This is a genomic window from Acinetobacter baylyi DSM 14961 = CIP 107474 (assembly GCF_000368685.1).
In the GTDB taxonomy this organism is placed as follows: Bacteria; Pseudomonadota; Gammaproteobacteria; order Pseudomonadales; family Moraxellaceae; genus Acinetobacter; species Acinetobacter baylyi.
The window spans coordinates 533640-559763 of the sequence record NZ_KB849628.1 but is presented as its reverse complement, the minus strand read 5'-3'; the positions used below and the strand labels follow the sequence as shown (position 1 = coordinate 559763).

The 26124-nt window shown below is 39.7% G+C and carries 24 protein-coding genes; 15 read left to right on the top strand and 9 right to left on the bottom strand.

Annotation, left to right across the window (positions count from 1 at the left end; translation table 11 throughout):
- Positions 1-33: 33 nt before the first annotated feature.
- Entirely contained in the window at positions 34-813 is a 780-nt protein-coding gene (locus F952_RS12020) for a ferredoxin--NADP reductase (protein ID WP_004927871.1), read from the bottom strand.
- A gap of 103 nt (positions 814-916) precedes the next feature.
- Between F952_RS12020 and tsaA the strand changes: the two genes are divergently transcribed.
- Entirely contained in the window at positions 917-1645 is a 729-nt protein-coding gene (tsaA, locus tag F952_RS12015; protein ID WP_004927869.1) for a tRNA (N6-threonylcarbamoyladenosine(37)-N6)-methyltransferase TrmO, read from the top strand.
- On the opposite strand, the gene F952_RS12010 is transcribed toward tsaA, so the two are convergent.
- Positions 1642-2580 (bottom strand): sensor domain-containing diguanylate cyclase, encoded by a 939-nt coding sequence (locus tag F952_RS12010; protein WP_004927864.1) that lies wholly within the window; start codon positions 2578-2580, stop codon positions 1642-1644. The two genes, tsaA and F952_RS12010, sit on opposite strands and share 4 nt — an antisense overlap.
- Positions 2581-2717: 137 nt before the next feature.
- Between F952_RS12010 and F952_RS12005 the strand changes: the two genes are divergently transcribed.
- The 4 genes from F952_RS12005 (at position 2718) to F952_RS11990 (ending at position 7041) form a co-directional block, all read left to right on the top strand.
- The gene (locus F952_RS12005) at positions 2718-4475 is read left to right on the top strand and encodes a type IV pilus assembly ATPase TfpB (protein ID WP_004927862.1); all 1758 of its coding nucleotides are present in this window, start codon (positions 2718-2720) and stop codon (positions 4473-4475) included.
- A gap of 91 nt (positions 4476-4566) precedes the next feature.
- Positions 4567-4923 carry a NirD/YgiW/YdeI family stress tolerance protein gene (locus F952_RS12000; protein ID WP_004927860.1) on the top strand — a complete coding sequence of 119 codons (357 nt, stop codon included), beginning with the start codon at positions 4567-4569 and terminating at the stop codon, positions 4921-4923.
- A 107-nt stretch (positions 4924-5030) separates the two neighbouring features.
- Positions 5031-5687: a response regulator transcription factor gene (locus F952_RS11995; RefSeq protein ID WP_004927857.1), complete on the top strand. Its 657-nt coding sequence runs from the start codon at positions 5031-5033 to the stop codon at positions 5685-5687.
- A gap of 4 nt (positions 5688-5691) precedes the next feature.
- Positions 5692-7041 (top strand): ATP-binding protein, encoded by a 1350-nt coding sequence (locus F952_RS11990; protein WP_004927854.1) that lies wholly within the window; start codon positions 5692-5694, stop codon positions 7039-7041.
- 78 nt (positions 7042-7119) lie between these two features.
- Here the strand turns inward: F952_RS11990 and hemP are convergent, their stop codons facing one another.
- Positions 7120-7287, bottom strand: coding sequence for a hemin uptake protein HemP (hemP, locus tag F952_RS16755; RefSeq protein WP_004927851.1), 168 nt, complete (start codon positions 7285-7287; stop codon positions 7120-7122).
- A 138-nt stretch (positions 7288-7425) separates the two neighbouring features.
- On the opposite strand from hemP, the gene F952_RS11985 reads away from it, so the two are divergent.
- On the top strand, positions 7426-8310 hold the full coding sequence (locus tag F952_RS11985) for a thiamine phosphate synthase (protein WP_004927848.1): 885 nt from the start codon (positions 7426-7428) through the stop codon (positions 8308-8310).
- Positions 8311-8326: 16 nt separating this feature from the next.
- Here the strand turns inward: F952_RS11985 and F952_RS11980 are convergent, their stop codons facing one another.
- Together F952_RS11980 and mrcB are read right to left on the bottom strand one after the other, a co-directional pair.
- Positions 8327-8893: a tetratricopeptide repeat protein gene (locus tag F952_RS11980; protein ID WP_004927845.1), complete on the bottom strand. Its 567-nt coding sequence runs from the start codon at positions 8891-8893 to the stop codon at positions 8327-8329.
- 25 nt (positions 8894-8918) lie between these two features.
- Positions 8919-11318 (bottom strand): penicillin-binding protein 1B, encoded by a 2400-nt coding sequence (gene mrcB / locus F952_RS11975; protein ID WP_004927843.1) that lies wholly within the window; start codon positions 11316-11318, stop codon positions 8919-8921.
- A gap of 422 nt (positions 11319-11740) precedes the next feature.
- On the opposite strand from mrcB, the gene F952_RS11970 reads away from it, so the two are divergent.
- Positions 11741-12664 carry an NAD(+) kinase gene (locus F952_RS11970; RefSeq protein WP_004927840.1) on the top strand — a complete coding sequence of 308 codons (924 nt, stop codon included), beginning with the start codon at positions 11741-11743 and terminating at the stop codon, positions 12662-12664.
- Positions 12661-12921 carry a YeaC family protein gene (locus F952_RS11965; protein ID WP_004927836.1) on the top strand — a complete coding sequence of 87 codons (261 nt, stop codon included), beginning with the start codon at positions 12661-12663 and terminating at the stop codon, positions 12919-12921. Before F952_RS11970 ends, F952_RS11965 begins: the two co-directional genes overlap by 4 nt.
- 32 nt (positions 12922-12953) lie before the next feature.
- Here the strand turns inward: F952_RS11965 and F952_RS11960 are convergent, their stop codons facing one another.
- Entirely contained in the window at positions 12954-13961 is a 1008-nt protein-coding gene (locus F952_RS11960; protein WP_004927834.1) for a glycosyl transferase family protein, read from the bottom strand.
- 450 nt (positions 13962-14411) lie between these two features.
- On the opposite strand from F952_RS11960, the gene F952_RS11955 reads away from it, so the two are divergent.
- Together F952_RS11955 and F952_RS11950 are read left to right on the top strand one after the other, a co-directional pair.
- On the top strand, positions 14412-15758 hold the full coding sequence (locus F952_RS11955; RefSeq protein ID WP_004927832.1) for a dicarboxylate/amino acid:cation symporter: 1347 nt from the start codon (positions 14412-14414) through the stop codon (positions 15756-15758).
- A gap of 161 nt (positions 15759-15919) precedes the next feature.
- Positions 15920-17065, top strand: a complete 1146-nt coding sequence (locus F952_RS11950) for an acyl-CoA dehydrogenase family protein (RefSeq protein ID WP_004927829.1) — start codon at positions 15920-15922, stop codon at positions 17063-17065.
- A 54-nt stretch (positions 17066-17119) separates the two neighbouring features.
- On the opposite strand, the gene F952_RS11945 is transcribed toward F952_RS11950, so the two are convergent.
- Together F952_RS11945 and F952_RS11940 are read right to left on the bottom strand one after the other, a co-directional pair.
- The gene (locus F952_RS11945; RefSeq protein WP_004927828.1) at positions 17120-17638 is read right to left on the bottom strand and encodes a type 1 glutamine amidotransferase domain-containing protein; all 519 of its coding nucleotides are present in this window, start codon (positions 17636-17638) and stop codon (positions 17120-17122) included.
- 171 nt (positions 17639-17809) lie between these two features.
- Positions 17810-18778, bottom strand: a complete 969-nt coding sequence (locus F952_RS11940) for an alpha/beta hydrolase (protein ID WP_004927824.1) — start codon at positions 18776-18778, stop codon at positions 17810-17812.
- A 172-nt stretch (positions 18779-18950) separates the two neighbouring features.
- Between F952_RS11940 and pheA the strand changes: the two genes are divergently transcribed.
- From pheA to F952_RS11920, 4 genes are all read left to right on the top strand, one after another.
- On the top strand, positions 18951-20060 hold the full coding sequence (gene pheA, locus F952_RS11935) for a prephenate dehydratase (RefSeq protein ID WP_004927819.1): 1110 nt from the start codon (positions 18951-18953) through the stop codon (positions 20058-20060).
- Between the two features lie 105 nt (positions 20061-20165).
- On the top strand, positions 20166-22412 hold the full coding sequence (locus tag F952_RS11930) for a bifunctional prephenate dehydrogenase/3-phosphoshikimate 1-carboxyvinyltransferase (RefSeq protein WP_004927817.1): 2247 nt from the start codon (positions 20166-20168) through the stop codon (positions 22410-22412).
- A gap of 134 nt (positions 22413-22546) precedes the next feature.
- Entirely contained in the window at positions 22547-22924 is a 378-nt protein-coding gene (locus tag F952_RS11925; protein ID WP_004927815.1) for a hypothetical protein, read from the top strand.
- Between the two features lie 77 nt (positions 22925-23001).
- A complete protein-coding gene (locus F952_RS11920; protein ID WP_004927813.1) occupies positions 23002-24465 on the top strand; it encodes an aminoacyl-histidine dipeptidase in 1464 nt (487 codons plus the stop codon).
- Positions 24466-24574: 109 nt separating this feature from the next.
- On the opposite strand, the gene F952_RS11915 is transcribed toward F952_RS11920, so the two are convergent.
- Positions 24575-25213 carry an alpha/beta hydrolase gene (locus tag F952_RS11915; RefSeq protein WP_004927810.1) on the bottom strand — a complete coding sequence of 213 codons (639 nt, stop codon included), beginning with the start codon at positions 25211-25213 and terminating at the stop codon, positions 24575-24577.
- 134 nt (positions 25214-25347) lie between these two features.
- Between F952_RS11915 and yaaA the strand changes: the two genes are divergently transcribed.
- Entirely contained in the window at positions 25348-26124 is a 777-nt protein-coding gene (gene yaaA / locus F952_RS11910) for a peroxide stress protein YaaA (protein ID WP_004927808.1), read from the top strand.

Here is a 26124-nt window from a genome sequence, read left to right as displayed (position 1 = left end):
AAACTATTCTCGGTTTTTTTAAACGGTAATTTCTTACTTTTCTACGAAAGCACGTTCGATCACGTAGTCACCAAGAACACCCATACGTGGCGATTCTTTTAAACCCGCTTTATCCAAAAGTGCTGCCACATCTGTCAAGAAATGTGGGCTACCGCAAAGCATCGCACGGTCAGTTTCTGGATTAAATGGCGGTAAACCAATTTTTTCAAATAACGCACCAGTTTCAATGGCAGTCGTTACACGACCTTCATTTTCAAAAGGTTCGCGGGTAACTGTTGGGTAATAGATTAATTTATTTTTGATATCGAGTTCTTCAAACCATTCATTGTTTGGTAATTCATTCAAAATCAAATCTTGATAAGCCAACTCGCTAATCCAGCGTGTACCATGTACCAAAATCACTTTTTCAAATTTTTCGTAAGTTTCAGGATCACGAATTAATGATAAAAATGGTGCAAGACCTGTTCCAGAAGAAAGGAAATATAGGTTTTTACCTGGATTCAAATCATCATGAACCAAAGTACCTGTAGGCTTTTTAGAAATTAGAATTTCATCACCCACTTGTACTTTCTGTAAAATCGAGGTTAATGGGCCTTCTTGCACTTTGATTGAGAAAAACTCAAGTTCTTCTTCATAGTTAGCGCTGGCAATTGAATAAGCACGCATTAATGGCTTACCATTGACCTCAAGCCCGATCATTACAAACTGACCATTCTTAAAACGTAATGCGACATCGCGCGTGGTTTTAAAACTAAACAGAGTGTCATTCCAGTGGTGAACATGGGTAATGCGTTCAACATTAAAAGCAGCCATTAAAGATCTCAATCACGATCAAAAGAAACAGATTGCTATTCTAATCTAAAATCTTTCCCGATAAACTGAATATATTTAATTGTGTTTATAAGAAAAAGTGATGATGACTTCTGTAAATTTGCCAATCATCGGCATCATGCATTCACCTTACGGTGAAAAGTTTGGTATTCCTCGTCAGCCTAATCTAGTACAGGTAGAGTCATACATTGAAATGTGCGAACCATATAATGATATTTTGGCATTTGAAGGAATAGAAGCATTTAGTCATTTATGGTTAATCTGGCAGTTTCATGACAATAAAAATCAGCAAGATGATGAAAGATTTCGCCCACAGGTACGCCCGCCACGTTTAGGGGGAAACAAGAAAATTGGGATTTTTGCGACCAGAAGCATGTATCGTCCAGCACCGATTGGCTTATCTGTCGTGCAATTTAAACATATTGAAAAAATTGGGAAAAAACTGCGAATCTATGTGAATGGCAGTGATTTGTTAAATGGAACCCCAATTCTTGATATCAAGCCTTATATTCAGTATTCAGATGCGATTGTTTCTGCACAAAGTAGTTATGCACAAGATGAACCTATTAGAAAAAGCGTGTTATGGACAGGAGTCGCTTGCGAGCAAAGACAAAAATTTTTAGATCAGAAAAAACTCACGACCCAGATTTTGAATGAACTTGAGCAAGTATTGGCTTTTGATCCGCGACCTGCATATCAAAACGATGTTAACCGGATTTATAAAATGAAGTTCGATCAATTCGATATTCACTTTAAAGTCAATGATCAGAATGTTGAGGTAGTTGGATTTTTTGATCAAGAAAGTGAAAGTTAATGTCTCTTGTTGCGACGCTTATGTTGATACATTTGTTCATCTGCATGAGCACATGCGCTTTCCAGATCAAAACTTGGATGACGTATGGCATAACCAATCGCTGCACTAATTTTGGCAGCTTTAAGAGCTGCAATAATCCGATTTTTGAGTTGCTCAATACGATGTATGTCATGCCCGAGGGTGAGTATTCCAAACTCATCTCCACCCAGACGTGCAACAAGATCTTCCTGACGTAAGGTGTTTTTTAATATAGTCGCGGCTTGCTGGAGGAGCCGATCTCCTTCGGCATGGCCTCTTTGATCATTCATTAACTTTAAATCATTCAGATCAATCATAAAAATGGCAGCGGGGTATCCATACTGTTTGCAACGTTGCTCCTCTGCTTCGATAAATTGATTCCAACCCCGCCGATTATAAATACCTGTTAGCGCGTCAATTACGGCTTCGCTTCTTAAACGCTCGTGCAGCCGAATTTGTTCATTCTCCCGAATTTCACGTTGTAATATATGGCTTAGAAGATTACCAAACAACTCAATTAAATCTTCATCTTCAATGATTTTTCTAGATTTGGGTTGTGGATCAATTGCACATAATGTACCAAATAAACTTCCATCTTCATTTAAAAGCGGTTGGCCAATATAGGCTTTGATATCGACTTGTTTGGCAATTGGAGCTGATGCATAAAGTGGAATTTCTTCAGAATAAGGTGCGATTCTTGGCGCATTACCTAACACCATATGTGAACAAAACGAATCAGCCCAATTAAAAACACGGCCTGGTTTGACATTATAACCATGATCTTCAGACTGTAATACGATCCAGTCATTACCTTCTACACGGGTAATCATCCATAAATCAAATCCAAATTTTTGATGTAAAAAATGTAATACCGCTTTTCCTGCTTCATGAAAATTTTTAAATGAAATGGAAGTCATTGCTCGTTTTAATAGTGAAATTTAATTGAACTTTAAAACAATTTTATCTGACTGGCTATCACTCTTTATTTTTAATGACTAAAAAATACATCATAAATGAACTCTGATATAGTGTGAATGGTGTGGGGGAGAAATAAATGACATATCATTTTGAAATAGATACACAATGGTGTTTAGAACAATTATTAAAAGATGGTCGAATCAGCGAGCGCGATAAACTGCTTATACAAACCACACATCGAAATAAAGAACAGCTAAAATGGCATCCATTACAGTGGATTGCTCACTTTGATTTAAAAGATCAGGCTCATACATCCAAACCATTCGATATTCTGAGATTGAGTCAGTGGCTGGCAGAGAAGGTTGGACTACCTCTATATGTGATCGATCCCTTGAAGGCCGATGTCAATATGCTGACCTCGGTGATGTCACAGGAATTTGCACTACGCAATAAAATTCTGGCTGTAGATGTCAATCCTGAGCGTATTCTGATTGGAACTGATCAGCCTTTTGTTCGAGACTGGGTGAGTAATCTTGAGCTGAGTTTGGCACCAAAGAAAATTGAGCTTGTACTGTTATCTCCAGATCAGCTTCAGCGTTATTTACCTGAATATTATCAAGTGAGTCGGGCAGTACATTCTTCTAAAAATGCCACTGCTTACGAGCGAGACAATAAAGGTGTCGAGGCTTTACTTCAATTGGGTGATAACCAGAACCCCGATGCTAATGATCAGCATATCGTTAAACTGGTCGACTGGATTTTACAATTCGCTTTTGAACAGGGTGCAAGTGATATTCATCTGGAACCACGTAAGGAAAAGGGAAAGGTGCGCTTTCGGATTGATGGAGTATTGCACACTATTTATCATATGCCAGCCAATACCTTATCTGCTGTGATTGCACGGATTAAAATTTTAGGGCGTTTAAACGTCGCAGAAAAAAGAAAACCTCAAGATGGTCGTTTAAAGACCCGAACGCCCAAAGGGCAAGAAACCGAACTCCGGCTTTCAACGTTACCTACAGCATTTGGTGAAAAACTGGTCATGCGTATTTTTGATCCAGATGTTTTAGTCAGAAGTTTTGAGCAACTCGGTTTCGATGAAATTTTGCTTAAACAGTGGCAAGCATTGAGCCGGAATAGTCACGGCATTATTTTGGTCACGGGTCCTACTGGTTCAGGTAAAACGACGACGTTATATTCATCGTTAAAACAATTAGCCACTGATCAGGTCAATGTTTGTACGATTGAAGATCCGATTGAAATGCTGGAATCAAGTTTCAATCAAATGCAGGTTAATGCTGCTATTGATCTCGGTTTTGCAGATGGAGTAAGAGCGTTAATGCGGCAGGATCCGGATATCATTATGGTGGGTGAGATTCGTGATCAGGATACCGCCAATATGGCGATTCAGGCTGCACTTACGGGACATTTAGTCTTATCGACTTTACATACCAATGATGCGCCTTCTAGTTTGACCCGTTTACATGATCTGGGTGTGCAACCCTTTTTGACAGCAGCAACTTTATTAGGTGTTTTAGCGCAACGTCTGGTGCGTCAATTATGTCCTCATTGCAAAGTCCTTTCAGATATTGATAAACAACAATGGCAGCATCTGACACAGGATTATGAGATTGCAATGCCTGAACAAATCTATGGGCCAGTTGGATGTGATCATTGTCGTCAAACTGGTTATAAGGGGCGTATAGGCATTTATGAGTTTATGTCCCTTGATCTAAATTTAAAGCAACTGGTGAGTTCTGAAGCAAATTTAAATCAATTGAAATCAGAAGCCAAAAAGCAAGGAATCCAACCTTTAAGAATCGCAGGAGCCCGAAAAATTCTTGAGGGTGTGACTAGCCTTGAAGAAGTCTTAAGGGTGGTCCCATTAACTTAGTAAAAGGTTAGTTTAGATCTTAAGATTCACCTCATGTGTTTTTGTTGTAATTCTCTTATCAAATACAATGTTCGATCAGAGAGGAACAGCAATGAGACGTCTAGCAGCTTTAGTTTTGACATCAGGTTTGACTATTACGGGTCTCAGCTATGCTCAGCCAGTCAATCAATCTGCACTTATTCCAACAACAAGTGTGAGTGTGAAAGATGCATTAACATTCAAAGATAATACGCCTGTAAAACTTCAAGGTCAGGTGGTTAAGTCCTTGGGTGATGAGAAATATCAATTTCGCGATAAAACAGGTGTTATTACTGTAGATATTGATGATGAACTTTGGCAAGGACGTCCAGTTTCACCAACAACATACATTACTTTAATAGGTGAAGTAGATATCGACTACAAACCAATGAAGCGTGTTGAAATTGAAGCCGATCAAATACAATTCTAAACTATGTTGAACTGAATCAGTCTTGTAGCCTATCACCGTATATCCTGAAAAGGATATACGGTGAATTTTTTAGAATATTGATATAACCGCCAGAGAGTAAAATTAGAATGAGAATCTTGATCGCAGAAGATGACATTTCACAAGCAGAAAGTATCAAGTCTTGGTTGGAACTTGATGGCTATGTTGTGGATTGGGTTGATCGTGGGGATTATGCGATTGCAGCGATCAAACAGCATGATTATGACTGTATTTTGCTTGATCGCGGCCTTCCAAAATCGAGTGGAGATCAAGTATTGCTGACACTCAGAAAACATCAGTCCATGACGCCTGTCATTATGATTACAGCACGTGACAGTATTTCAGATCGAGTTACGGGATTAGATCTTGGGGCAAATGATTATCTGGTCAAGCCATTTAGTTTGGAAGAATTGTCTGCGCGAATTCGTAGTCATATTCGGTCAATGCAACAACAAGTAGATAGTCTTTTATGTTGGAAAAATATTGAACTGAATACACAGGATAAATGGGTGAAACTTTCAGGGGAGCTGGTTGAACTCACTGCAAAAGAATTTAAGGTGCTGCATAAAATGATGCAAAACCCAGAACGCGTAGTGACCCGTGAGCAACTTGAAAGTACGCTATATGCCTGGGGCGATGAAATAGAAAGTAACGCGATTGAGGTTTTTATTTACCAGCTCAGGAAAAAAATAGGTACAAATTATATTAAGACAATTCGTGGCCTGGGTTATCGGATGAGCGAGTGAATAGATGACATCCTCAGTTTCATTACAAACTCGGCTCGTACGAGGGACACTGATCAGTAGCATGGTCGCTGGACTAATTGCTTTTGTTTTACTGATAGCCATTACTGTAATTCATACTATGGATATCCAAGATCAGATTATGGATGAAGTTTCAGATTTACTTCTTACTTCAGATGCCCATATACCTTCTGCTACAGATTTAAATGAATTGACTGAGGAATTTGATCTTCAATACAGCCTTGATTGGAAAGACAAAACATTGACGTATTCAGATCATCATGACGATATTGCTCATACACAGCATTTGGAAAAGGGTTATGGTTATTTTTTTCATCAGGGTGAGTTATGGCGAAGTTATGAAGCTGAAAAAAATAAATCCGAACTTAAGGTTATGGTTATACAGCCTATTAAAGCCCGCTTTTCAGAAGTTTTTCAAAGTATTCTTTGGTATGCCGCAGGTTTGATATTTTTATGGTTGCTTCAATGGGGATTATTAAAATGGACAGTGAGACGGCAGCTTGCACCTTTGCATCATCTTTCTCATTTGATTGGAGAAAAGACGGTTGATAATTTACAACCTATTCCAAATGAAGATTTAATATTTACAGAATTACAGCCAGTCATTTCTTCACTCAACCAATTATTGGTTCGACTTGAGCGAGCTTTGTCGGCGGAGCAGCGTTTTACAGCGGATGCTTCTCATGAGCTAAGATCGCCTCTGTCAGCAATTCAGATGCGTTTAGAATTGATAAAAAGAAAATTTGCAGATATTGATTCATTAAATGCAGATATCGACAATATTCAAATTGATGTAAAACGTAGTACACAGATTCTGGAAAATTTACTTTTACTTGCACGTCTTGATCCATCAAAAGCCAATGAACTTCCAAAAAAATCAATCGAAATGCTTGATTTGATTTCTGAAGTTAAAACAAATCTAATGCCATTCGCGATTCAAAAAAATATAGTCATAACATCCCTATATTCACAGCAGAATGGTGTTGTAAATGCAAATCAGGAGTTGATATATAGTTGTATTAGAAACATCTTGGAAAATGCGATTCGTTATACTCCTGATCATGGGCAGGTATTTATTCATTTATTGAATCAAGATGCCCAATTGATTGTGAAAATTGAAGATACTGGAACGGGTGTAGAACCTGAAATACTTCCACAATTGGGGCAGCGTTTTTTTAGGGTGCTGGGTACCAAGCAAAAAGGGACTGGACTAGGCTTATCGATTAGCCAAAAAATTCTTGAGTTACATTATGGTCAGTTAATATTTGACCAGAGCAAATATGGTGGTTTATGTGTGGAAATTAGACTGCCTGTTGATCAATCGGTTTCAGATTAAAAAAACAGTATGGAATTCCATACTGTTTAGATTATTTTGACCACGATTATTATTGTTTTACAACGCGAGCAGTATCTTTTATTTCGTTAAAATAAGTCGGTTGTTGCGAGTCAAACGCAGACGATATTCTTCGCCAGCATGCATAATCCGGATTTCACGGCCTAGGGCAAATAAGTTGTTTGAGTGTAGCATTGGTAACGATTGCGTTTCATTATTACGAGTAAATAGGTTGAAAGGTGCGTTCATTTATTGTGCTCCGTGGTTGTTTATTTAACGATTTAAATGATAATCATTATCGAATAGGCCTGTCAATTAAAATTTTGTGATTTTATAAAAAATAAAATTTATTTACACTTGAGAAAATTTGAGGAGCTGCAAAAGTATATGCCAAAACCTGTTATTGATGTCTCGATTGGAATCTTGCTACATAAGAATAAAGTCTTGATTGGGTGGCGTGAGGCCAGTCAACATCAGGGTAATAAACATGAATTTCCAGGTGGAAAAGTTGAACATAATGAAAGTCCAGTTGATGCTTGCCGCCGCGAGATTTATGAAGAGGTTGGGGTAGGTATTAAAGAGTGGCATGTATTTGATCAGATTACGCATGAGTATGATGATGTCATTGTAAAATTGCATTTATTTCATGCTTTTGTACCAGATGAATTGTTGGCATTAATCCATCAGCCATGGTCATGGTTTGGCAGAGACCAGCTCAAAAATCTAAATTTTCCAAAAGCAAATGATGCAATTTTGCAGCGTTTAAGCTGGCCCCATTACATTAAAATCTCCGAATTACCCCCTAACTTTTCATCTGATCGTTTGCAGTATTGGCGTTCTCAAGATAGTGTTCAACAAAATATTGAGCATATGTCAGAAGCGCAGCTTAGTGTGCTGATTATTAATCAAGATCAATGGCAACGACTTGATCATTATTTACAGGAACAGATTAAGACGATTCATTTGAAGCAACATCAACTGATGCAGCTGAAGCAAGGAGATTTAGTTGTAAGTAAGCGCTATATTGCAGCTTGTCATGATCTGGTTGCAATAAATCATGCCCATAAATTGGGTTGTGATGCAGTGTTTATTAGTCCTGTTCAGCCAACACCGACACATCCTGAAGCAGTTACTTTGGGATGGGACGGTTTGGCTCAAATGGCGCAGCACAGCCATATTCCCGTTTTTGCATTGGGTGGTTTACATCCAGATGATCTTGAGCAAGCGGTAAAACATGGGGCTTACGGTGTTGCAGGAATTCGAAATTTTTGAAATATCGCGCTGAAGTCTAGAGAGACTTCAGTGCTTGTTGTGCCTGCTGGATGGATTTTGCATTATTTTGCTTTTGTGCAGCATTGAGAATATTTAACCAAAGCTGCTTTTTCATCGGATTAGATTGAGCAAAACTCAAACCACGCCGTGCAAGTGATTCACCAGAAGCATACTGACCTTTTTGGTTGGCAACCATCGCCAGAAATAAAAAAGTTTCAGGTGCCTGTGGCGCTAAACGTTGGGCTTGAAGTGCATATCGCTCTGCATCGTCCCACTGCATTTGGCTATAGGCTTGCTGGGTTTTTTGCATCAGACTTTTAAAAGCAGGAAGCTGTTTGCCGTCATTAAATTTTTGCTGTGTTACTTTTTGCTGAGGTACAACCACCCGCATTTGTTGGCGTTTAATTTGTTCCTGCTCATATGGGGTAATTTTAACACCAGATGGCGTTTCAATGGTTTTGGTTGCTGATTCAACTGACTTTGAGGGTGTGTCAGTTTTTTTCTTCGGTTGTTCAAGCGAGGTGAGCGTTGAACAGCCCACCATCGATATAGTACCTAAGATAAAAAGACTTTTTTTCAACATAGTATCTCTCATCAAATTACGCTAGTTAGTAGTTATAACTACCACTTGAAATGACTTTATTTTGATTTTGCGACAAATCATTCTGCATTTGATTTTCACTTTCTTGAATATATTGATCAGTAGTATCGCCCTGATTGGTATTTGGATTGCTATCTGTTCCATCGCCATCTATAGGTGCTGTTTGATAGTTAGGTAGTCCGCAAGCAGTTGCTTGTTGAGGAACCGTGTAGCGTAACATTGGAATATACATTGCACCTTCGCAGCCTTGTGCTGAAAGGTTTCCAGTTGCAACATCAATCCATTGCCACTGTACATCATCTGGCTGGCGTAAATTTACTGGCTGCTGACGCAACTGACGCATCACATTTGTCCAGACAGGCAGGGCGCCTGACGAGCCCGTCAGACCTGTAATCTTATTATCATCTAAACCTAACCAGACTACCGCAACGTAGTTACCTGAATAACCAGCAAACCAAGAGTCACGTGTATCATTGGTAGTACCAGATTTACCTGCGAGTTTTAAAGAGGTTGGCAAACTATTATAAGCCGAGCGGCCTGTACCTGATGCCATAACCTGTTGTAAACCATAGTTTAAGATATAAGCAGAGGATGGCTCGATCGTTTGTTGAACATTTAGTCCAAAACGTTCTAATACCCGACCATTGGCATCTACCACTGAACGAATAGCGCGCGTTGGATATTTAAATCCACCTGTCGCAAAGTTGCTATAAATACCAAGCATTTCCATTGGTGACATATTCACAGCACCAAGAAAAATAGATGGATAAGACGGAATATTCGATGTGACACCAAATTTCTTCAACTGATTACTAAAGGTAGATACACCAAACTCCTGACCTAAACGTACCGCAGATAGGTTATAAGAGTTGGCGAGCGCTTGTACCATTGGAACGACACCATGTTCACCGCCACTGTAGTTCTTTGGCGTCCAACTTTGATCATTTCCAACAGGAATGCTGACAGCACTATCCTGAATACGGCTTGCCCAATTGTAGCGACCCGATTCAATTGCATTGAGATAAATGACTGGTTTTAATAATGAACCGACTTGACGTTTCGCATCTACTGCACGGTTAAAACCTGTAAAGTCTTGTGTTGAACCTACCGCCGCAATCAACTCGCCATTTTCTGGATGCGCAATCAAGACAGCACCTTGTAAATTACGTAATCGAGACGGGTTACCTTTGGCCAACTGACTCACAGACGCTTTAAAGGCATTTTGAACATTGGTTTGTGCAATTGGATCAAGCGTTGTAAAAATACGTAGACCCTGGTTGGTCAAATCGCTTTCTTGATATTCGGCACGTAGCTGACGGCGGACAATATCTAGAAAATCAGGGAATTTAGCAGGGCCAAGTGTTGGTTTTGATACCACACCTAAAGGGCGGGCAACTTCTTCGTCGTATTGTGACTGAGATAAATAACCCATAACCAACATGTTATTCAAAACAGTATTACGACGTTTTAATGCACCTTCTGGGTTGCGCCAAGGGTTATAGAGTGATGGCCCTTGTACCAGACCCACCAAGTAAGCTTGCTGCGCAATATTGAGTTCGCGTAATGGTAATCCAAAATAAAATTGTGAAGCCAGACCGTAGCCATTAATTGAATAGTTACCGTTTTGTCCGAGATTAACTTCATTTAAATAAGCTTCAAGAATTTCATCTTTATTGTAGTGTAATTCAAGTAGCAATGACATCAAGGCTTCGTTGACCTTACGCTTTAAAGTACGCTCTGGACTCAAATAGAAATTTTTAACCAATTGCTGAGTGAGTGTTGAACCGCCTTGGCGTTTACCACCTGTCACGTTACTTACTAGCGCACGTGCAGTACCACGTACTGATAAGCCATGATGATGATAAAAATTACGGTCTTCTGTTGCAATAAGTGCTTCAATTAACGTTTTAGGAACTTTATTGAGTTTGATTAAGACACGATCTTCATTGTGCTGAGGATAAATTCCGCCAATTAAAAGTGGTTCTAATCGGGCAATACCAGTGGTAGAAGGTTTAGTGGCACGTACATCTGCAACCTGATCATTTGCAAATGTCAATTCAAGTACTTGTTCAGGTTCACTACTATCACCAAAGTCAAAGCCACGCGTATGTACATACATACTATTGCCTTGGGTGACATATGTTCCCGACTTGGTATAGTTTTCAGAATTTTTGTAGCCAAGTAAACCGAGCTCTTGTGTCAGATTTTGCTGGGTAATCGGTGCATTGGTATAAATCTCTAATGGACGTGCAAATACCTTTGCAGGGATATCCCAGCGCTGTCCTTCAAATTTATGGCGTATCACTGTATCTAAACGAATAATATAAATACTAAAAGCAACAAAACCGCCAATAACAAGAATAGCAAAAATCAGCGCAAAAAAACCTATGCCGCGTTCAAACTTCATAAATCTGTCATAAAAAGTCTAATCAATTCTGCCAATCATGCGATAGCTACATTTTCTTTGCAATGATAAAACTGTGAACAAACTGAAAAAGCCAAAATTAGAATGAATATCCTTGAAATATTGAAGCTTTTTTTCAAAAAAAATTGCGATAATGGTGATGAGATAAAGTTTTGAATAAATTGTGAACGTCAAATCAACACTTAAAACTAAACTGACATGTTACTGACAATAAAACAGTATAAGATGTAAAGGGTATAAACGGTATTTTGTAAGAAATATGCTATATTAATGACACAATTACATGTTCGATGTTGATATGTAATGGGCAAGATTATGGTCTGATCCTGTGTCATGATCAGCCACACTCTTAGAAAATTGATCGCCCAACTAAATTTAATCGATAGGCATATTTAAGGCATCCGATGCAGTCTGCAAATCTTTCCTCCGCCAAATCTTTTCGTAATATTGGTTTGATTGGTCGTCCCGATAAAATATCTGTCGTTGAAACACTCTGTTTGATCCATGATCACTTAAGAGGGCTTGGACTTCATGTGATTTTTGATCAAGAAACAGCAGAACTCGTGCCGTATACCAATGTACAAACTGCGAGTCGGTCTTTATTGGGGGAGGTGGTTGATCTTGTGATTGTGGTGGGTGGAGATGGTTCTTTACTTCATGCCGCGCGTGCGCTAGTTCGGCATCATACGCCAGTCATTGGAATCAACCGAGGTCGCCTGGGGTTTCTAACTGATATTAAGCCTGCTGATGCATTGTTTAAACTAGATCAAGTGTTGAAGGGACATTTTCAGTTAGATCGACGTTTTTTACTTGAAATGGAAGTGAGAACAAAGGGTGAGACACTCTATGATGCGATTGCATTAAATGATGTGGTTTTGCATTCAGGTAAATCCGTTCACATGATTGATTTCGAATTGCAGATTGATGGACAATATGTATATCGCCAGCATAGTGATGGGCTAATTGTATCAACACCAACTGGTTCAACTGCATATGCTTTGTCTGGTGGTGGTCCGATTTTACATCCGAGTATGGATGCTATCGCACTTGTTCCTATGCATCCGCATACCTTGTCTTCACGGCCCATCGTTGTGGGGGGACAAAGTGAAATTAAATTGACCATACGAGAAAATCGGGTACTGCCAATGGTCAGCGCAGATGGTCAACATAGTGTGTCACTGAATGTGGGTGACTGTGTACATATCCGTAAACATCCATTTAAGCTAAACTTACTGCATCCACCAGGTTATGATTTTTATATGGCATGCCGTACCAAGCTTGGTTGGAATCAAGACTTTGACTTAATTAAAGAGCAGGATGACTCATGAATATCGAACAGATGCTTGCCATTTTAGATCCAGACGTTGTTCAACGCTTAAAAATAGCCGTAGAAATTGGAAAATGGCCCAATGGTGTTGCATTGACAGCCGAGCAAAGACAGATTTGTATGCAAGCAGTCATGATCTGGGAACATAAACACTTGCCAGAAGAAGAGCGCACAGGATACATAGACCGCGGTACTAAAGAAGAAGGTGAAGAGTGCGATTCACACGAGCCAGAAATTAAACCGATCCGCTTTATATAACAAAGCATCACGGTTAGATCCCCAAATAATATTTATAGCGCTTTGTTGAATCGAGTATTCCAAAGCGTTTTTGCTTTTTCCATGGCCTCGCTATAATCATTGACTACTTTCATGGTATATAAAGCAATACCAATCGTTTCAATAATAGCCAGCTCTCCATATTCATGTGAGCTTTCGCCAAGCCATACCGATTTGAATACAGCTAGATCAAGTTCTTCCTCTATTGGTGAGCGTTCTGGTGTGAGCTTAGGAAGCTCATATTCATACATTTCTCCGTCACGAATACCGCAGATTAGTGTTTTTGCATCAGGATTACGCTCAAATTCTCCACCTTCACCTTTAATGACGGCACTATTTTGATAACCAAGTTGAAAAGCAGTTCTTTGATGAGAAGTGCGGTAAGCGGGATGAAAAATAGCTTGCAAGGTTGCTTTGGCATTAAAGGGATTAATTAATCGAGCTAAAGTATGAATGGGTGAGCGTAGACCCATTACATTACGTAAAGAAATTAACTCGTCCAAAACTGGGGATATAACGTGTAGTGGTAAATAAGCGAAATGTTGCAGCTGTAGTTGAGCTTTTACTTCTTGTTCAGACTGACAAATAGGATAACCCAGATATTCGAGTACCTGTTCGGTATAAACACGATTTAAGGTATGTCCGGCAGCTCCATGCATAACAATTTTATAACCATGATGAGCAAGGGTGAGCGCAGAAAGTAGAAACCAGGGGTAATGTTTGCGTTTACCAGCATAAGAAGACCAGTCAAGATCGACGTCAAGAGGGGTAAAGTCCAAATGATCACGTGTAGCTTGTACAAAACCACTGAGCTCTTCTACAGATTCCTCTTTTACACGTAATAACATGAGAAATGCCCCGAGTTGAACATCTAAAACTTCACCTTTCAGAATCATACTAAATGCCTGATAGGCTTCATCATAGTTCAGGGAGCGCGAACCTGTTTTTCCTTTGCCCAGAATTCTGACATATTGTGCAAAAGGATGTTCGAGTTCTTTATATAGATTTTTCTTGGTATTCATGTCGTTGGAGATATTTCATGAGAAAATGGATATCCTAACTATGGCATAAAAATTAAATGAATGAATCCTTAAATTTTCTATTAGACTAATGTCTAACTTAAAAATGGTTAAAAATTAAACAAGAGCATCGTTTCGTAACCGATTATTTTTTTATTTGAAGTAAACTTTGCGAGTTTTAAAAAATTCTTTAATTTTTTTAAATGATCTCCTTGTTTACCTTAGATTAAATTTGATAACGATCGAGTTTTAAGTTGTAAGCATTTTTGAAAACGTTTTTGTTTTCGCATTGAGGAAAGTATTTTTTCATCGGATGGAGAATACTTTGCTTTTGTGGTGAAACATCAGGAATCGTTGTTTCCTGCAAAGGACTAAAGGGCTGTCTATATCAAGAATATAGATTTTTCATTTGCATATTTCTAAGGATTTAGAAATACAGATTGAAGTAAAGTTATGGCTAAAAAACCAATTTATAAATCGCTCTATTTTCAAGTTATTGTTGCAATTATCGCAGGTATCTTGGTCGGGCATTTTTATCCAAGTACCACACATGTTGTCGATGGTGTCAAAGAGCATATTCCTGGTTTGGGTGAGCAGCTTAAACCACTTGGTGATGCGTTCATTCGTCTGATCAAAATGATTATTGCACCAGTGATTTTCTGTACCGTGGTGAGCGGAATCGCTGGTATGGAAAGCATGAAGTCTGTGGGTAAGACAGGCGGTGTTGCTCTATTATATTTTGAGGTCGTTTCAACGATTGCATTGCTGATTGGCTTATTGGTCATCAATATTGCCAAACCAGGCGTTGGCATGAATGTAGATCCTGCATCGCTAGATACTTCTGGTATTGCAAAATATGTTGCATCGGGCCAATCACAATCCACGATTGAATTCTTAATGCATATCATCCCAGAAACTGTAGTGGGTGCATTTGCAAATGGTGAGATTCTTCAGGTTCTGTTATTTGCCATTATGTTTGGTTTTGCTCTACATAAACTTGGTGATGCAGGCCGTCCAGTGCTTAAGTTTATCGATCAGATTTCTCATGTTTTCTTTAACATTGTAAATATGATCATGAAACTTGCTCCGATTGGCGCATTTGGTGCTATGGCATTTACCATTGGTAAATATGGTGTAGGTTCTTTAGTACAATTAGGTCAGTTAATCATTTGTTTCTATGTGACCTGTTTACTGTTTATTTTCATTGTATTGGGAACCATCAGTCGTATCTGTGGATTCAGTATTCTGAAAATGATTCGTTTAATTCGTGAAGAGTTATTGATTGTTCTTGGGACATCATCTTCTGAGTCTGTATTGCCACGTATGCTACGCAAGCTTGAAATTGCAGGCTGTGAAAAATCGGTCGTCGGTCTGGTTATCCCGACAGGTTATTCATTTAACCTAGATGGTACTTCGATTTATCTGACGATGGCAGCAATCTTTATTGCACAAGCGACCAATACTCAGTTAGATGTTCAGCATCAAATTACATTGCTATTGGTCTTGTTGATTTCTTCTAAAGGTGCTGCGGGTGTAACAGGTTCAGGCTTTATCGTGATGGCTGCGACCTTATCAGCAGTGGGTCATATTCCTGTTGCAGGTTTGGCATTGATTCTTGGTATTGATCGTTTCATGTCTGAAGCACGTGCATTAACTAACCTTACAGGTAATACTTTAGCAACAATTGCAGTTGCCAAGTGGGTGGGTGCATTGGATAAAGAAAAGCTTGATGAAGCTTTGAATAATCCAGCTGAAGTGGATCGCAAAATGCTTGAAGCGGATCGTCCTGCACATGCATAACATGTGATTGGAATATTTATATTAAAAAAGGAGGCTTCGGCCTCCTTTTTTTATCCGACTCGTGCGTTCATGTGTTTTGATCATTGTTGACATGACAGGGTGCATAAAACTGATTAGCATGCAGATATGAAATATTCAAAACAATAAAGAGGATTCATTAAATGTTAGCTTACGATGCTGAACTAGAGTTATTTCGCGATAATTTTAAACGTTACCTGAAAGAGCATATTGCACCGCACTATGAGCAATGGGAACGTGAAGGTATCATGCCACGCTCGGTCTGGAACAGCTTGGGTGAAAATGGCTTTTTGTGTGTAGATATGCCAGAAGAATATGGTGGCTATGGTGTCCCGACATATTATTCTTTGATGCTGGTTGAAGAATCTGCCCGTGCAGGATATGGAGCATTATCTACAGCAATCTCTTGCCATTCTGAGATTGCAGCACCGTATATTCTTCATATTGGAACGGAACAACAGAAACAACACTGGTTAAGTAAAATGGTCACGGGTGAAGTGGTCGGGGCGATTGGGATGACTGAGCCAGGTGCAGGTTCTGATTTGCAAGCAATGAGAACGAGTGCCATATTGCAAGATGATCATTATGTGCTAAATGGTTCTAAAACATTTATTTCAAATGGTCAACATGCTGATTTAGTGGTATTGGCTGTAAAAACAGACCCACAAGCCAGAGCCAAAGGCGTTTCATTAATGTTGGTCGATACCCATCTGGATGGTTTCAAAAAAGGTACCAATCTGGATAAGATCGGGTTGCATTCTCAGGATACCTCAGAACTATTTTTTGATCATGTCAAAGTGCCAAAAGATCAGTTACTTGGTCAGGCTGGGCAGGGGTTTGCTTATCTCATGCAAGAGTTGCCAAGAGAAAGAACCGCAATTGCGGCAACGGCGTTAGGTGCAATACGTGGTGCTATTGATGTTGCCACGGCGTATATCCAGGAGCGTCAAGCTTTTGGCCAAGCCATTGCGAGCTTTCAAAATACCCGTTTTGTGATGGCACAAGCAAAAATTGATGAGTTGGCTACAGCTGCATTCTATGAGCGTAATGTCAGTTTGTATCAAGAAGGCAAGCTGGATGTCGAAACGGCTGCTGCGCTAAAAAGCTTTAGTACAGATATGCAAATGAAAGTTGCAGATAACTTGTTACAGTTATTTGGCGGTTATGGCTATATGACTGAATATCCAATTTCACGTTTCTTTGTCGATGCGCGAATCCAGCGTATTTATGGTGGAACAAATGAAATTATGAAAGAGATTGTAGCGCGTGGAATTTTAGGAAAGTCCTAATTATAAACCGATACAGCGTGCTGGAAGCTGATAACAATATCAGCTCCAGCGTGTTTATAGACGCAATACTTTAAGGGTTTCATTCAGGAACTGTGGAAGTACATCGGGCGAGTGAGAACTGATGTATAGGTTATTGTCGTTGACTACATCTTGATCTAAATAAACTGCTCCAGCTTGTTGTAATCTAGAGCTGACTTGATCAACTGCTGTAAGGCGGCGGCCACGTACAATACTCGCTTCAATAAGAAGAGATGGATCGTCACAGCTACTAAAAATAGGTTTTTGCGCATTTGCAAATTTTTGTACAAATGCAATGAAACGCTCATAACAACTAAGAGAGGTTGGTGATATCCCACCTGCAATAAATAAAGCATCAAAGTCATGAATACAGCTATTATGAATGCCTAGATCAATAGTTACCGATGTTTTACGTTGAATACCATATACAATATTTCCTTCACAATGCTCAATGTTCAAAATACTGTGACCCGCAGCACGATAAGCATGTGCACATTCATTATATTCTGTATCTGAAAAATCATGTGTCAGTAAAACGGCGACTTTCTTTGACATTATTCTGCTCCGTGTCACAACGGTTTTCGACAGTATAATAGACTAAAGTTGTTTGATGGATAATAATTGATCAATTATGTTGTGAAAACGTCAGGAAGTGTAAAAGTGAATCTTCGCTTACTGATCTTCCTCTATTTTGTAATCACATCATTCAATGATATTCCGCTTGAGTTATTCATCTAATAATTTTTGGCAATTGGCTAATGAATTACAGCTAGCCAATAACATCGCTTTGGGAATACTGGCATATAAATTGGTGATGTGTTGTTCGGCAGGATGATAGAAATGCCAAGAATGAAGCTTATTGGTATTTACTCGACTAAATCCTGCAAAAAAATCACGACCGCTGGCTGTATTTGGCGATCGTTGACTATCACGTCCTTCGGCTGTACCTACAGTGGTCAATAGATAAGTTGGATTTTTTATTGTACTACTTTGCTTACGCCAGTCTTGTTGCTCACGAGAAAGTAAATTGTTATCAAACCAAAGAGAAGGGCTAGCGGCTACATAACGCTGAAAACTATTGGGCTGTTTAAATAGAGTATGTAAAACGAATAGACCTCCAAATGAATGTCCAAAAAGAGTTTGTTGTTCGATATTGATTCGGGTGCGGTTAAAGATCTGGGGTTTGAGCTCGGTCTGAATAAACTTCAAAAATTGCTCTGCGCCACCATATTTATAGTTGGGATTGGCCTTATCCTTTTCAGTTGGAGCCGTTGGTGTGTAATCTAAAGCTCTTTGCTGGGCATTGAATAAAGAATCTCCTACATAACCAATCGCAACCACCACCACAGGATCTAATCCCATTTTGCCTGAACCATTATCAATGGCTTGTGCAACATTGCGTGCACTATCAAAAACTGCATTACCATCTAGCATATAAATAACGGGATAACCTGTTTTAGGAGCAGGCGTGTTCGGAATATAAAGATTAATTAAGTAATGATGCGGTGTGTATTTTGATGAAAGAATGAATTGTTGACTCACACCTTTTGAGGTTTGTTCGAATGGTGGTGATAGCGTAGATGATGTATTTTTTGTAGGGGCCGCCCAACTAAATTGCGTACATAAACCAATAGTTAGGGCAGTGGTAATAGATTGAAATATTTTAAAATGAGTACTGATCATTGGAACATTCATGCTTTTAAGTGAAATTGATTCTTGCTTGTATTTACCCCATTAAATCATAAAAAAACACCAAACGAGATGATAAAAGCAAACTTTTATTGCGCGTTAAGTCCCTTGATGTACAACAAATTCAAAAGAAGTCTTGCTATACTGTTGCGAAATAATTTGCAGAGGCTGCATTGCAATGATCCATGATGATCAGAAACCTTCATCTTCTCTCGACTTGCAAGAAATCCGGATTCAGATCGATAGCGTAGATCAACAGATTCAGGAACTTATTAATCGCCGTGCAACTTTGGCAGAAGCTGTGGCAAAAGCCAAATTTGCTTCGGAAGAAAATCCATTGTTTTATCGGCCAGAGCGAGAAGCACAGGTTTTACGTAAGGTCATGGAGCGCAATCAAGGGCCTCTTTCAGATGTCACCATGGCACGTTTGTTTCGTGAAATCATGTCTGCTTGTCTGGCACTTGAAGCACCTCAAAGTATTGCATTTTTAGGGCCTGAAGGAACCTTTACTCAGTCTGCTGCACTCAAGCACTTTGGGAAAGATGCGGTGGTACGCCCACTTCCGACGATTGATGAAGTATTTCGTGAAGTTGAAGCAGGTAGTGCACACTATGGTGTGGTTCCTGTTGAAAACTCATCTGAAGGTGTCGTCAATCATACACTCGACTGTTTTAGAACTTCTCAGTTAAATGTGATTGGTGAAGTTGAATTACGCATTCACCATCAATTTCTGGTGTCTCACAATACCCGTAAAGACAGTATTAAACAGATTTATGCGCATCAGCAGGCCTTGGCTCAGTGCAGACAGTGGCTAGATACACACTATCCTGGTGTTGAGCGAGTTGCCTTGAGTTCTAATGCCGAGGCTGCACGCCGTATTCGTAATGAGTGGCATTCGGCTGCCATTGCCTCTGATATTGCAGCATCTATGTATGATCTTGAAATTTTTCATAGCAATATCGAAGATAATCCAGAAAACACCACACGCTTTTTAGTCATTGGGCGTGAGAAAATTCCTCAAAGTGGTAATGATAAAACTTCATTACTGATTTCTGCACATGATCGTGCTGGTGCTTTGCTTGAAATTCTAGCTCCTTTTGCAAAACACAAGATTAGCTTGACCAGTATCGAAACTCGTCCAGCCTTACCTGAAAAATGGGCATATGTGTTCTTTATAGACCTAGAAGGACACATCGAACAGGAAAATGTTGCAGCAGCAATTGATGATATTCGTCCACTTGTAAAAGAGTTGCGTATTTTAGGGTCTTATCCTGCTGCGGTATTGTAATGACAATGGGGTGGTCGAGTCTTTAAGATAAGACAACCTGTTTAGCGTTTGATGAACAACTTCATCAAAAATGACCTGATTAAAAAGAGATGAAAGTTTAACGGTATGGCCCAACCTTTATTTAAAAAAGTTGCCTTTATTGGTCTTGGATTAATAGGATCAAGTCTGGCGCGTGTTATTCAGGCCGAAAAATTAGCAGGCTCAGTTGTGGCATCGACACGCTCTGCAAAAACACTTGAAGATGCAAAAGCACTGGGTTTGATCGAAGAAGGCTTTCGTGATCCTGTAGAGGCAGTTCAAGGGGCCGATCTGGTGATACTCGCCTTGCCTGTGCGTGCAACCCAAGCGGTTCTGGCGCAAATTCAACCCTATCTTGCACAGCATACTATCATCACCGATGTTGGGAGCACCAAAGGTAATGTGGTTGATGCAGCTAAGGCTGTGTTTGGTGAAAATTTACCTGAAGGTTTTGTACCTGGCCATCCGATTGCAGGAAGTGAGCATACGGGTGTCCATGCAGGTAAAATTGATTTATTTGCAAATCACAAAGTAATTCTTACTCCTCTCAAGAGCAGTGCGCCTTGGGCAGTTGAAAAGCTTATTCAGCTTTGGTCTGCTGCCAAGGCAGAAGTGATTTGTATGGATGTGACCAGACATGATGAAGTGCTGGCACACACCAGTCATTTACCACATCTGATGGCATTTAATCTGGTCGAACAGCTTGCAAATCGTGAAGATAATCTGGATATTTTTAGGTATGCTGCTGGTGGATTCCGTGATTTTTCAAGGATCGCAGCGAGTGATCCACAAATGTGGCACGATATCTTTTTTGCCAATAAAGCTGCAATACTCAATGCTGTAGATGGTTTTGAACACCAGCTTTCACAGATTCGACAGCTCATAGAAAATGAAGACTCCCAAGCACTTATGGGATTGCTTGGTCATGCGCAGGCTGCACGACAACACTTTAATCACATGTTAGCAAAGAAACCATTAATGGAGAAAAACAAGGTGACACAGCAATTTACGATTTCGCCAGGACCTAAAGCATTTAAAGGTAAATTCACCATACCTGGTGATAAATCAGTGTCACATCGTTCAATTATGTTTGGTGCGATTGCTGAAGGCACAACCCATGTAACGGGCTTTCTTGAAGGTGAAGATGCGCTTGCCACTTTACAGGCATTTCGTGATATGGGTGTCAGCATCGAAGGACCGAAAAATGGTGAAGTTACCATTCATGGTGTGGGTATGAATGGCTTGAAAGCGCCTGTTGGTGCTTTATATATGGGTAACTCTGGTACCAGCATGCGCCTACTTTCAGGCATGCTTTCTGCGCAGAAATTTGATTCTGTAATGACAGGTGATGCTTCATTGTCAAAACGACCAATGGAACGTATTGCTAAGCCATTGCGTTTAATGGGCGCTCAGATTCAGACCACAGGAGAAAAGGGCACGCCTCCTGTCAGTATTTCTGGTAGTCAGATGCTTAAAGGTATTCAGTATGATTTGCCAATGGCATCTGCTCAGGTGAAATCAGGTATTTTACTTGCAGGTTTATGGGCGGAAGGCGAAACTTCTGTCACTGAACCAGAACCAACACGTGATCATACCGAGCGCATGTTACGAGCATTTGGCTATGACGTAAAAACAGAAGGCAACAAGATCACGTTGCAAGGTGGTGGTAAATTAGTGGGTACTCATATTCAGGTGCCTTCCGATATTTCATCTGCTGCTTTCTTTATGGTGGGTGCTGCGATTACAGAAAATGCTGATGTTGTGCTTGAGGCTGTGGGAATCAACCCGACACGTACAGGTGTAATCGAAATCCTAAAACAAATGGGTGCGGATATTGCTGTTGAAAATGAACGCATTGCAGGCGGTGAACCAATTGCAGATATTCACATCAAGGGTTCGCGTACGCTAAAAGGTATTCATATTCCTGAAGATCAAGTGCCATTGGCGATTGATGAATTCCCATCGTTGTTTATTGCGGCAGCATGTGCTGAAGGGCAAACTGTTTTAACAGGTGCAGCGGAGCTTCGTGTGAAAGAATCTGATCGTATTCAGGTGATGGCAGATGGTTTAAAGATCATGGGAATTGATTGTACGCCTACAAGCGATGGAATTATCATTGAAGGTAAAGGCAAATCAGGTGACTGGTCTCCTGTGTTTAATGGCGGACAGATTCAATCACATCATGATCATCGTATTGCAATGAGTTTTAGTATCGCTGGATTACGTACAGCAGGTGATATTGAGATTATTGGTACCGAAACTGTCGCTACTAGTTTTCCAACATTTACAGAGTTGGCAAATCGTGCAGGTTTAAGTATTACGGTCAGTCAATGATTCATTAATGTACCGAATATATACTCAGTAACATAAATTAAAGACAGCAGTCAGCTTTTGCTTGGCTGCTGTTTGTTTATTGGCTATGCTGACATCATAGTGTTCAAATAATGATAAAGTAATTGGGACATGGAATGAGAAAATTACAATTTATTGCGCATCATCCAAAAAATCATGATGCATCTGGTAATCAATCACGTATGGCTCAAGAATATGTTGCGGCATTACTGTTTAAGCAGCTAAGTGATTATGGTTTTGATGCAGAATATATCGATCACACAGACAAACAAGTCGAAGTGAGTATTGCCAATCAACCGCTTCCATTGTGTGTAACTTGTCAGCAACCCGATCAGGAAGGGCATTTAGTGTGTGAGATTTCAGCTCATCCAGATGAAAATCAAGACTGGTTTGAAAAAATCAATGCACAAAGTTTGATACGTCAGCTTGCACATGCCGTAGAGAGTAGTTTAAAGGCAGATCATCATTTCACACATTTTGAATGGACAAAGTAAAAGAAATAGTTCTGCATACTGTCACTATGTTGTGTATATTCTAAGAATGTTCTCGTCTATAAATCGAGTAAATCTGAATGCAACAATTTGACTTTTCTCTACTCTCGCCTCAAATCGTTTGGAAGCATTTTTCTACACTCTGTCGTATCCCTAGACTATCCAAACAAGAACATAAGTTACGTGATTATCTAAATGATTGGGCGAAAAGTCGTGGTTTAGAAACCTATATTGATCATATTGGCAATCTGATTATTCGTAAGCCTGCAGTTTCTGGAAAGGAAAATGTTAAAGGTGTGATTTTGCAGGGGCATCTGGATATGGTGACTCAAGCGAATACAGGAACACAGCACGATTTTAACAAAGATCCCATTCGACCAGTTCTAGAAGATGATTGGTTAATTGCTCCTGATACCACCTTGGGCGCTGATAATGGTATTGGGGTCGCTTTGGCTCTGGCAGTGCTTGAATCTAGTGATATTTCACATGGTCCAATTGAAGTACTTCTTACCGTGGATGAAGAAGCGGGTATGAGTGGGGCACGCTTACTTGAGTCTAATATACTCAATGGACACTGGTTATTTAACATTGATACAGAGGAATGGGGTGAGCTTTATCTGGGCTGTGCGGGCAGTCAGGATGTGGAAATTCATCAACAACTTAAATATGTAGCAACACCTCAACTTGATCTTGAAGCAATAGAGATACGCATTTCAGGTTTGAGAGGTGGCCATTCAGGTGTTGATATTCATCTTGGACGTGGCAATGCCAATGTTATTTTATCCAGATTTTTGCATCAACACTTACAGGAACTGGATGGTTATCTGGTCGAGCTTCATGGTGGTACAGCACGCAATGCTTTACCTCGTGAAGCATATGCTAAAATCATTTTACCTAAAATCAATATTGATTTGCTTGAGCAGCGTCTTGATGAATATGAAGCACGGTGGAACCAGTCACTTAAAGGCATAGATGATCAGCTTAAAATTGAAGTTCAAATCAATCGAGCTTTAGGAAATGAAATTATCCATCCAGAACAGCAAGCAGCTTGGCTAGAAGCATTGGCAACTTGTCCATATGGTGTAGCGCAAATGAGTTCAGCTTTGCCAGATGTAGTGGAAACTTCAAATAATATTGGTGTGGTTCATTTAGATCGAGATGGTGCTCAAGCTGTGATCATGGTGAGATCAATGGTAAATACTGAAGCTCAGGCATTTTCACAAAAAATTGCAACGCACTTTATGAAATTTGGTATTACATCTGAACTTGCACCGCTGGTTTCAGGTTGGAAACCAAATCCTGACTCCGCTGCTCTAAAGTGCTTACAGCAAGCCTATCAAAAGGCTTTTAATATTGAGCCGAATCTTAAAGTGATCCATGCAGGCTTGGAGTGTGGGATTATTGCCGAACATTATCCAAATTTACAGATGGTTTCATTTGGACCGGATATTCAGGGGGCACATGCACCAGGCGAACGAGTCAAAGTAGATACCGTAGAGAAATGCTGGAAGTTGTTGGTGACGGCTTTGGAAAGTGTGGAGTAAGTTGATTGAGACGATAATGACAGTGATCGAGTCAAAAAGTATTTGAATCGATTTGGCTTAACGTGGGAAATCATTCATTCCGCACGTTAAACACTTCAAAATCTCAAATTTAAATTGACTGAACAAACAAAAAGCGAGAAATTGCGATACGTAGTTGCTTCAAGTAGCCTGTAAAGAAGTGATTGGCACCTGGTAAAACCGTAATCAAGTGGCGTTGCGGTTTTGCCCATGCAATCATGTCGGAGAGTAAAGTAACTTCATCTTGTTCACCGTGGATAAACAAAATGTCACCTTTTAGCGGCGGTGTCACATAATGACGAACACCTGCAACGGTTGCTGTTGGTAAACCACATAAAATTGTTTGTTTAGGTTTTAACTCATCTGGTAATGCAGCATAGCTTTTCGCCATGACATGAGCACCAAAGCTGAAACCACCTGCATAAAATGGCAGGGTAATATGCAATTTGCGAGCATGATCAATGACTGTCAAAATGTCATCGGTTTCGCCATGACCTTCATCATGTACGCCATGACTTTCACCTGAACCACGAAAGCTCGGACGATAAACGATACAACCCTGTTCGAGTAGGAGTTGGGCGAGTAATGCAGGAACTTTATGTTGAGGAGTTCCGCCTTGAAGAGGGTGGGGATGGCAAACGACAGCAAATCCTTTCGCTTCACCCTGTGGATAATCAACAAAAACTTCAATTTGACCCACAGGACCCTGAATGAACATTTGTTCGGACATAGGACGATCGATTAATAGCAGGAGAATGCGCTATTTTAACGATTAACTTAAACAAAAACACAAATTGGCATTAAAATTTGTCTACTGTTATAGTCTGATTAACTATTATTTAACCAATTTACTTCAGGTTGTATATGCTCGCCCTAATTTCTCCTGCTAAGACCTTAGATTACGAATCTACACTTCCAACGGATAAACACACTTTACCAAGACTTCTGGATCAATCACAAGCGCTTATCGACTATTGTCGTAGCTTATCTGCTTCAGAAATCGCCAGCTTGATGAGTGTAAGTGAAAAAATTGCCAAACTAAATGCTGAACGCTTTCAAGATTGGACATCTGAGCTCACGCTGGCCAATGCTAGACAAGCGATTTTTGCCTTCAAAGGCGATGTTTATACAGGTCTAGATGCCTATCATTTACAAGAAAATGATTTTGAGTTTGCTCAGAAACACTTACGAATGCTGTCAGGATTATATGGATTACTCCGTCCGCTAGATTTAATGATGCCATATCGCTTGGAAATGGGAACAAAATTGCATAATTCACGTGGTCACAATCTTTATGAGTTTTGGGATGATCGTATTACACGTTTAATTAATGAGGATCTGGAACAAACAAATTCTAAGATTCTGGTGAATATTGCATCAGATGAATATTATAAATCTGTTAAAGAACAGAAGATTAATGCTCAAATTGTTAAGCCTGTATTTCTAGATCAGAAAAATGGCAAATATAAAGTGATTAGCTTTTATGCCAAAAAAGCACGAGGACTCATGGCACGTTTCATTATTGAAAATAAACTTGAAAACGCAGAGGATCTTAAAGCGTTCAACTCGGAAGGTTATTATTTCGATCTTGAAAATTCGAATCAGCATGAACTTGTTTTTAAGCGTGATGAACAGGCTTAA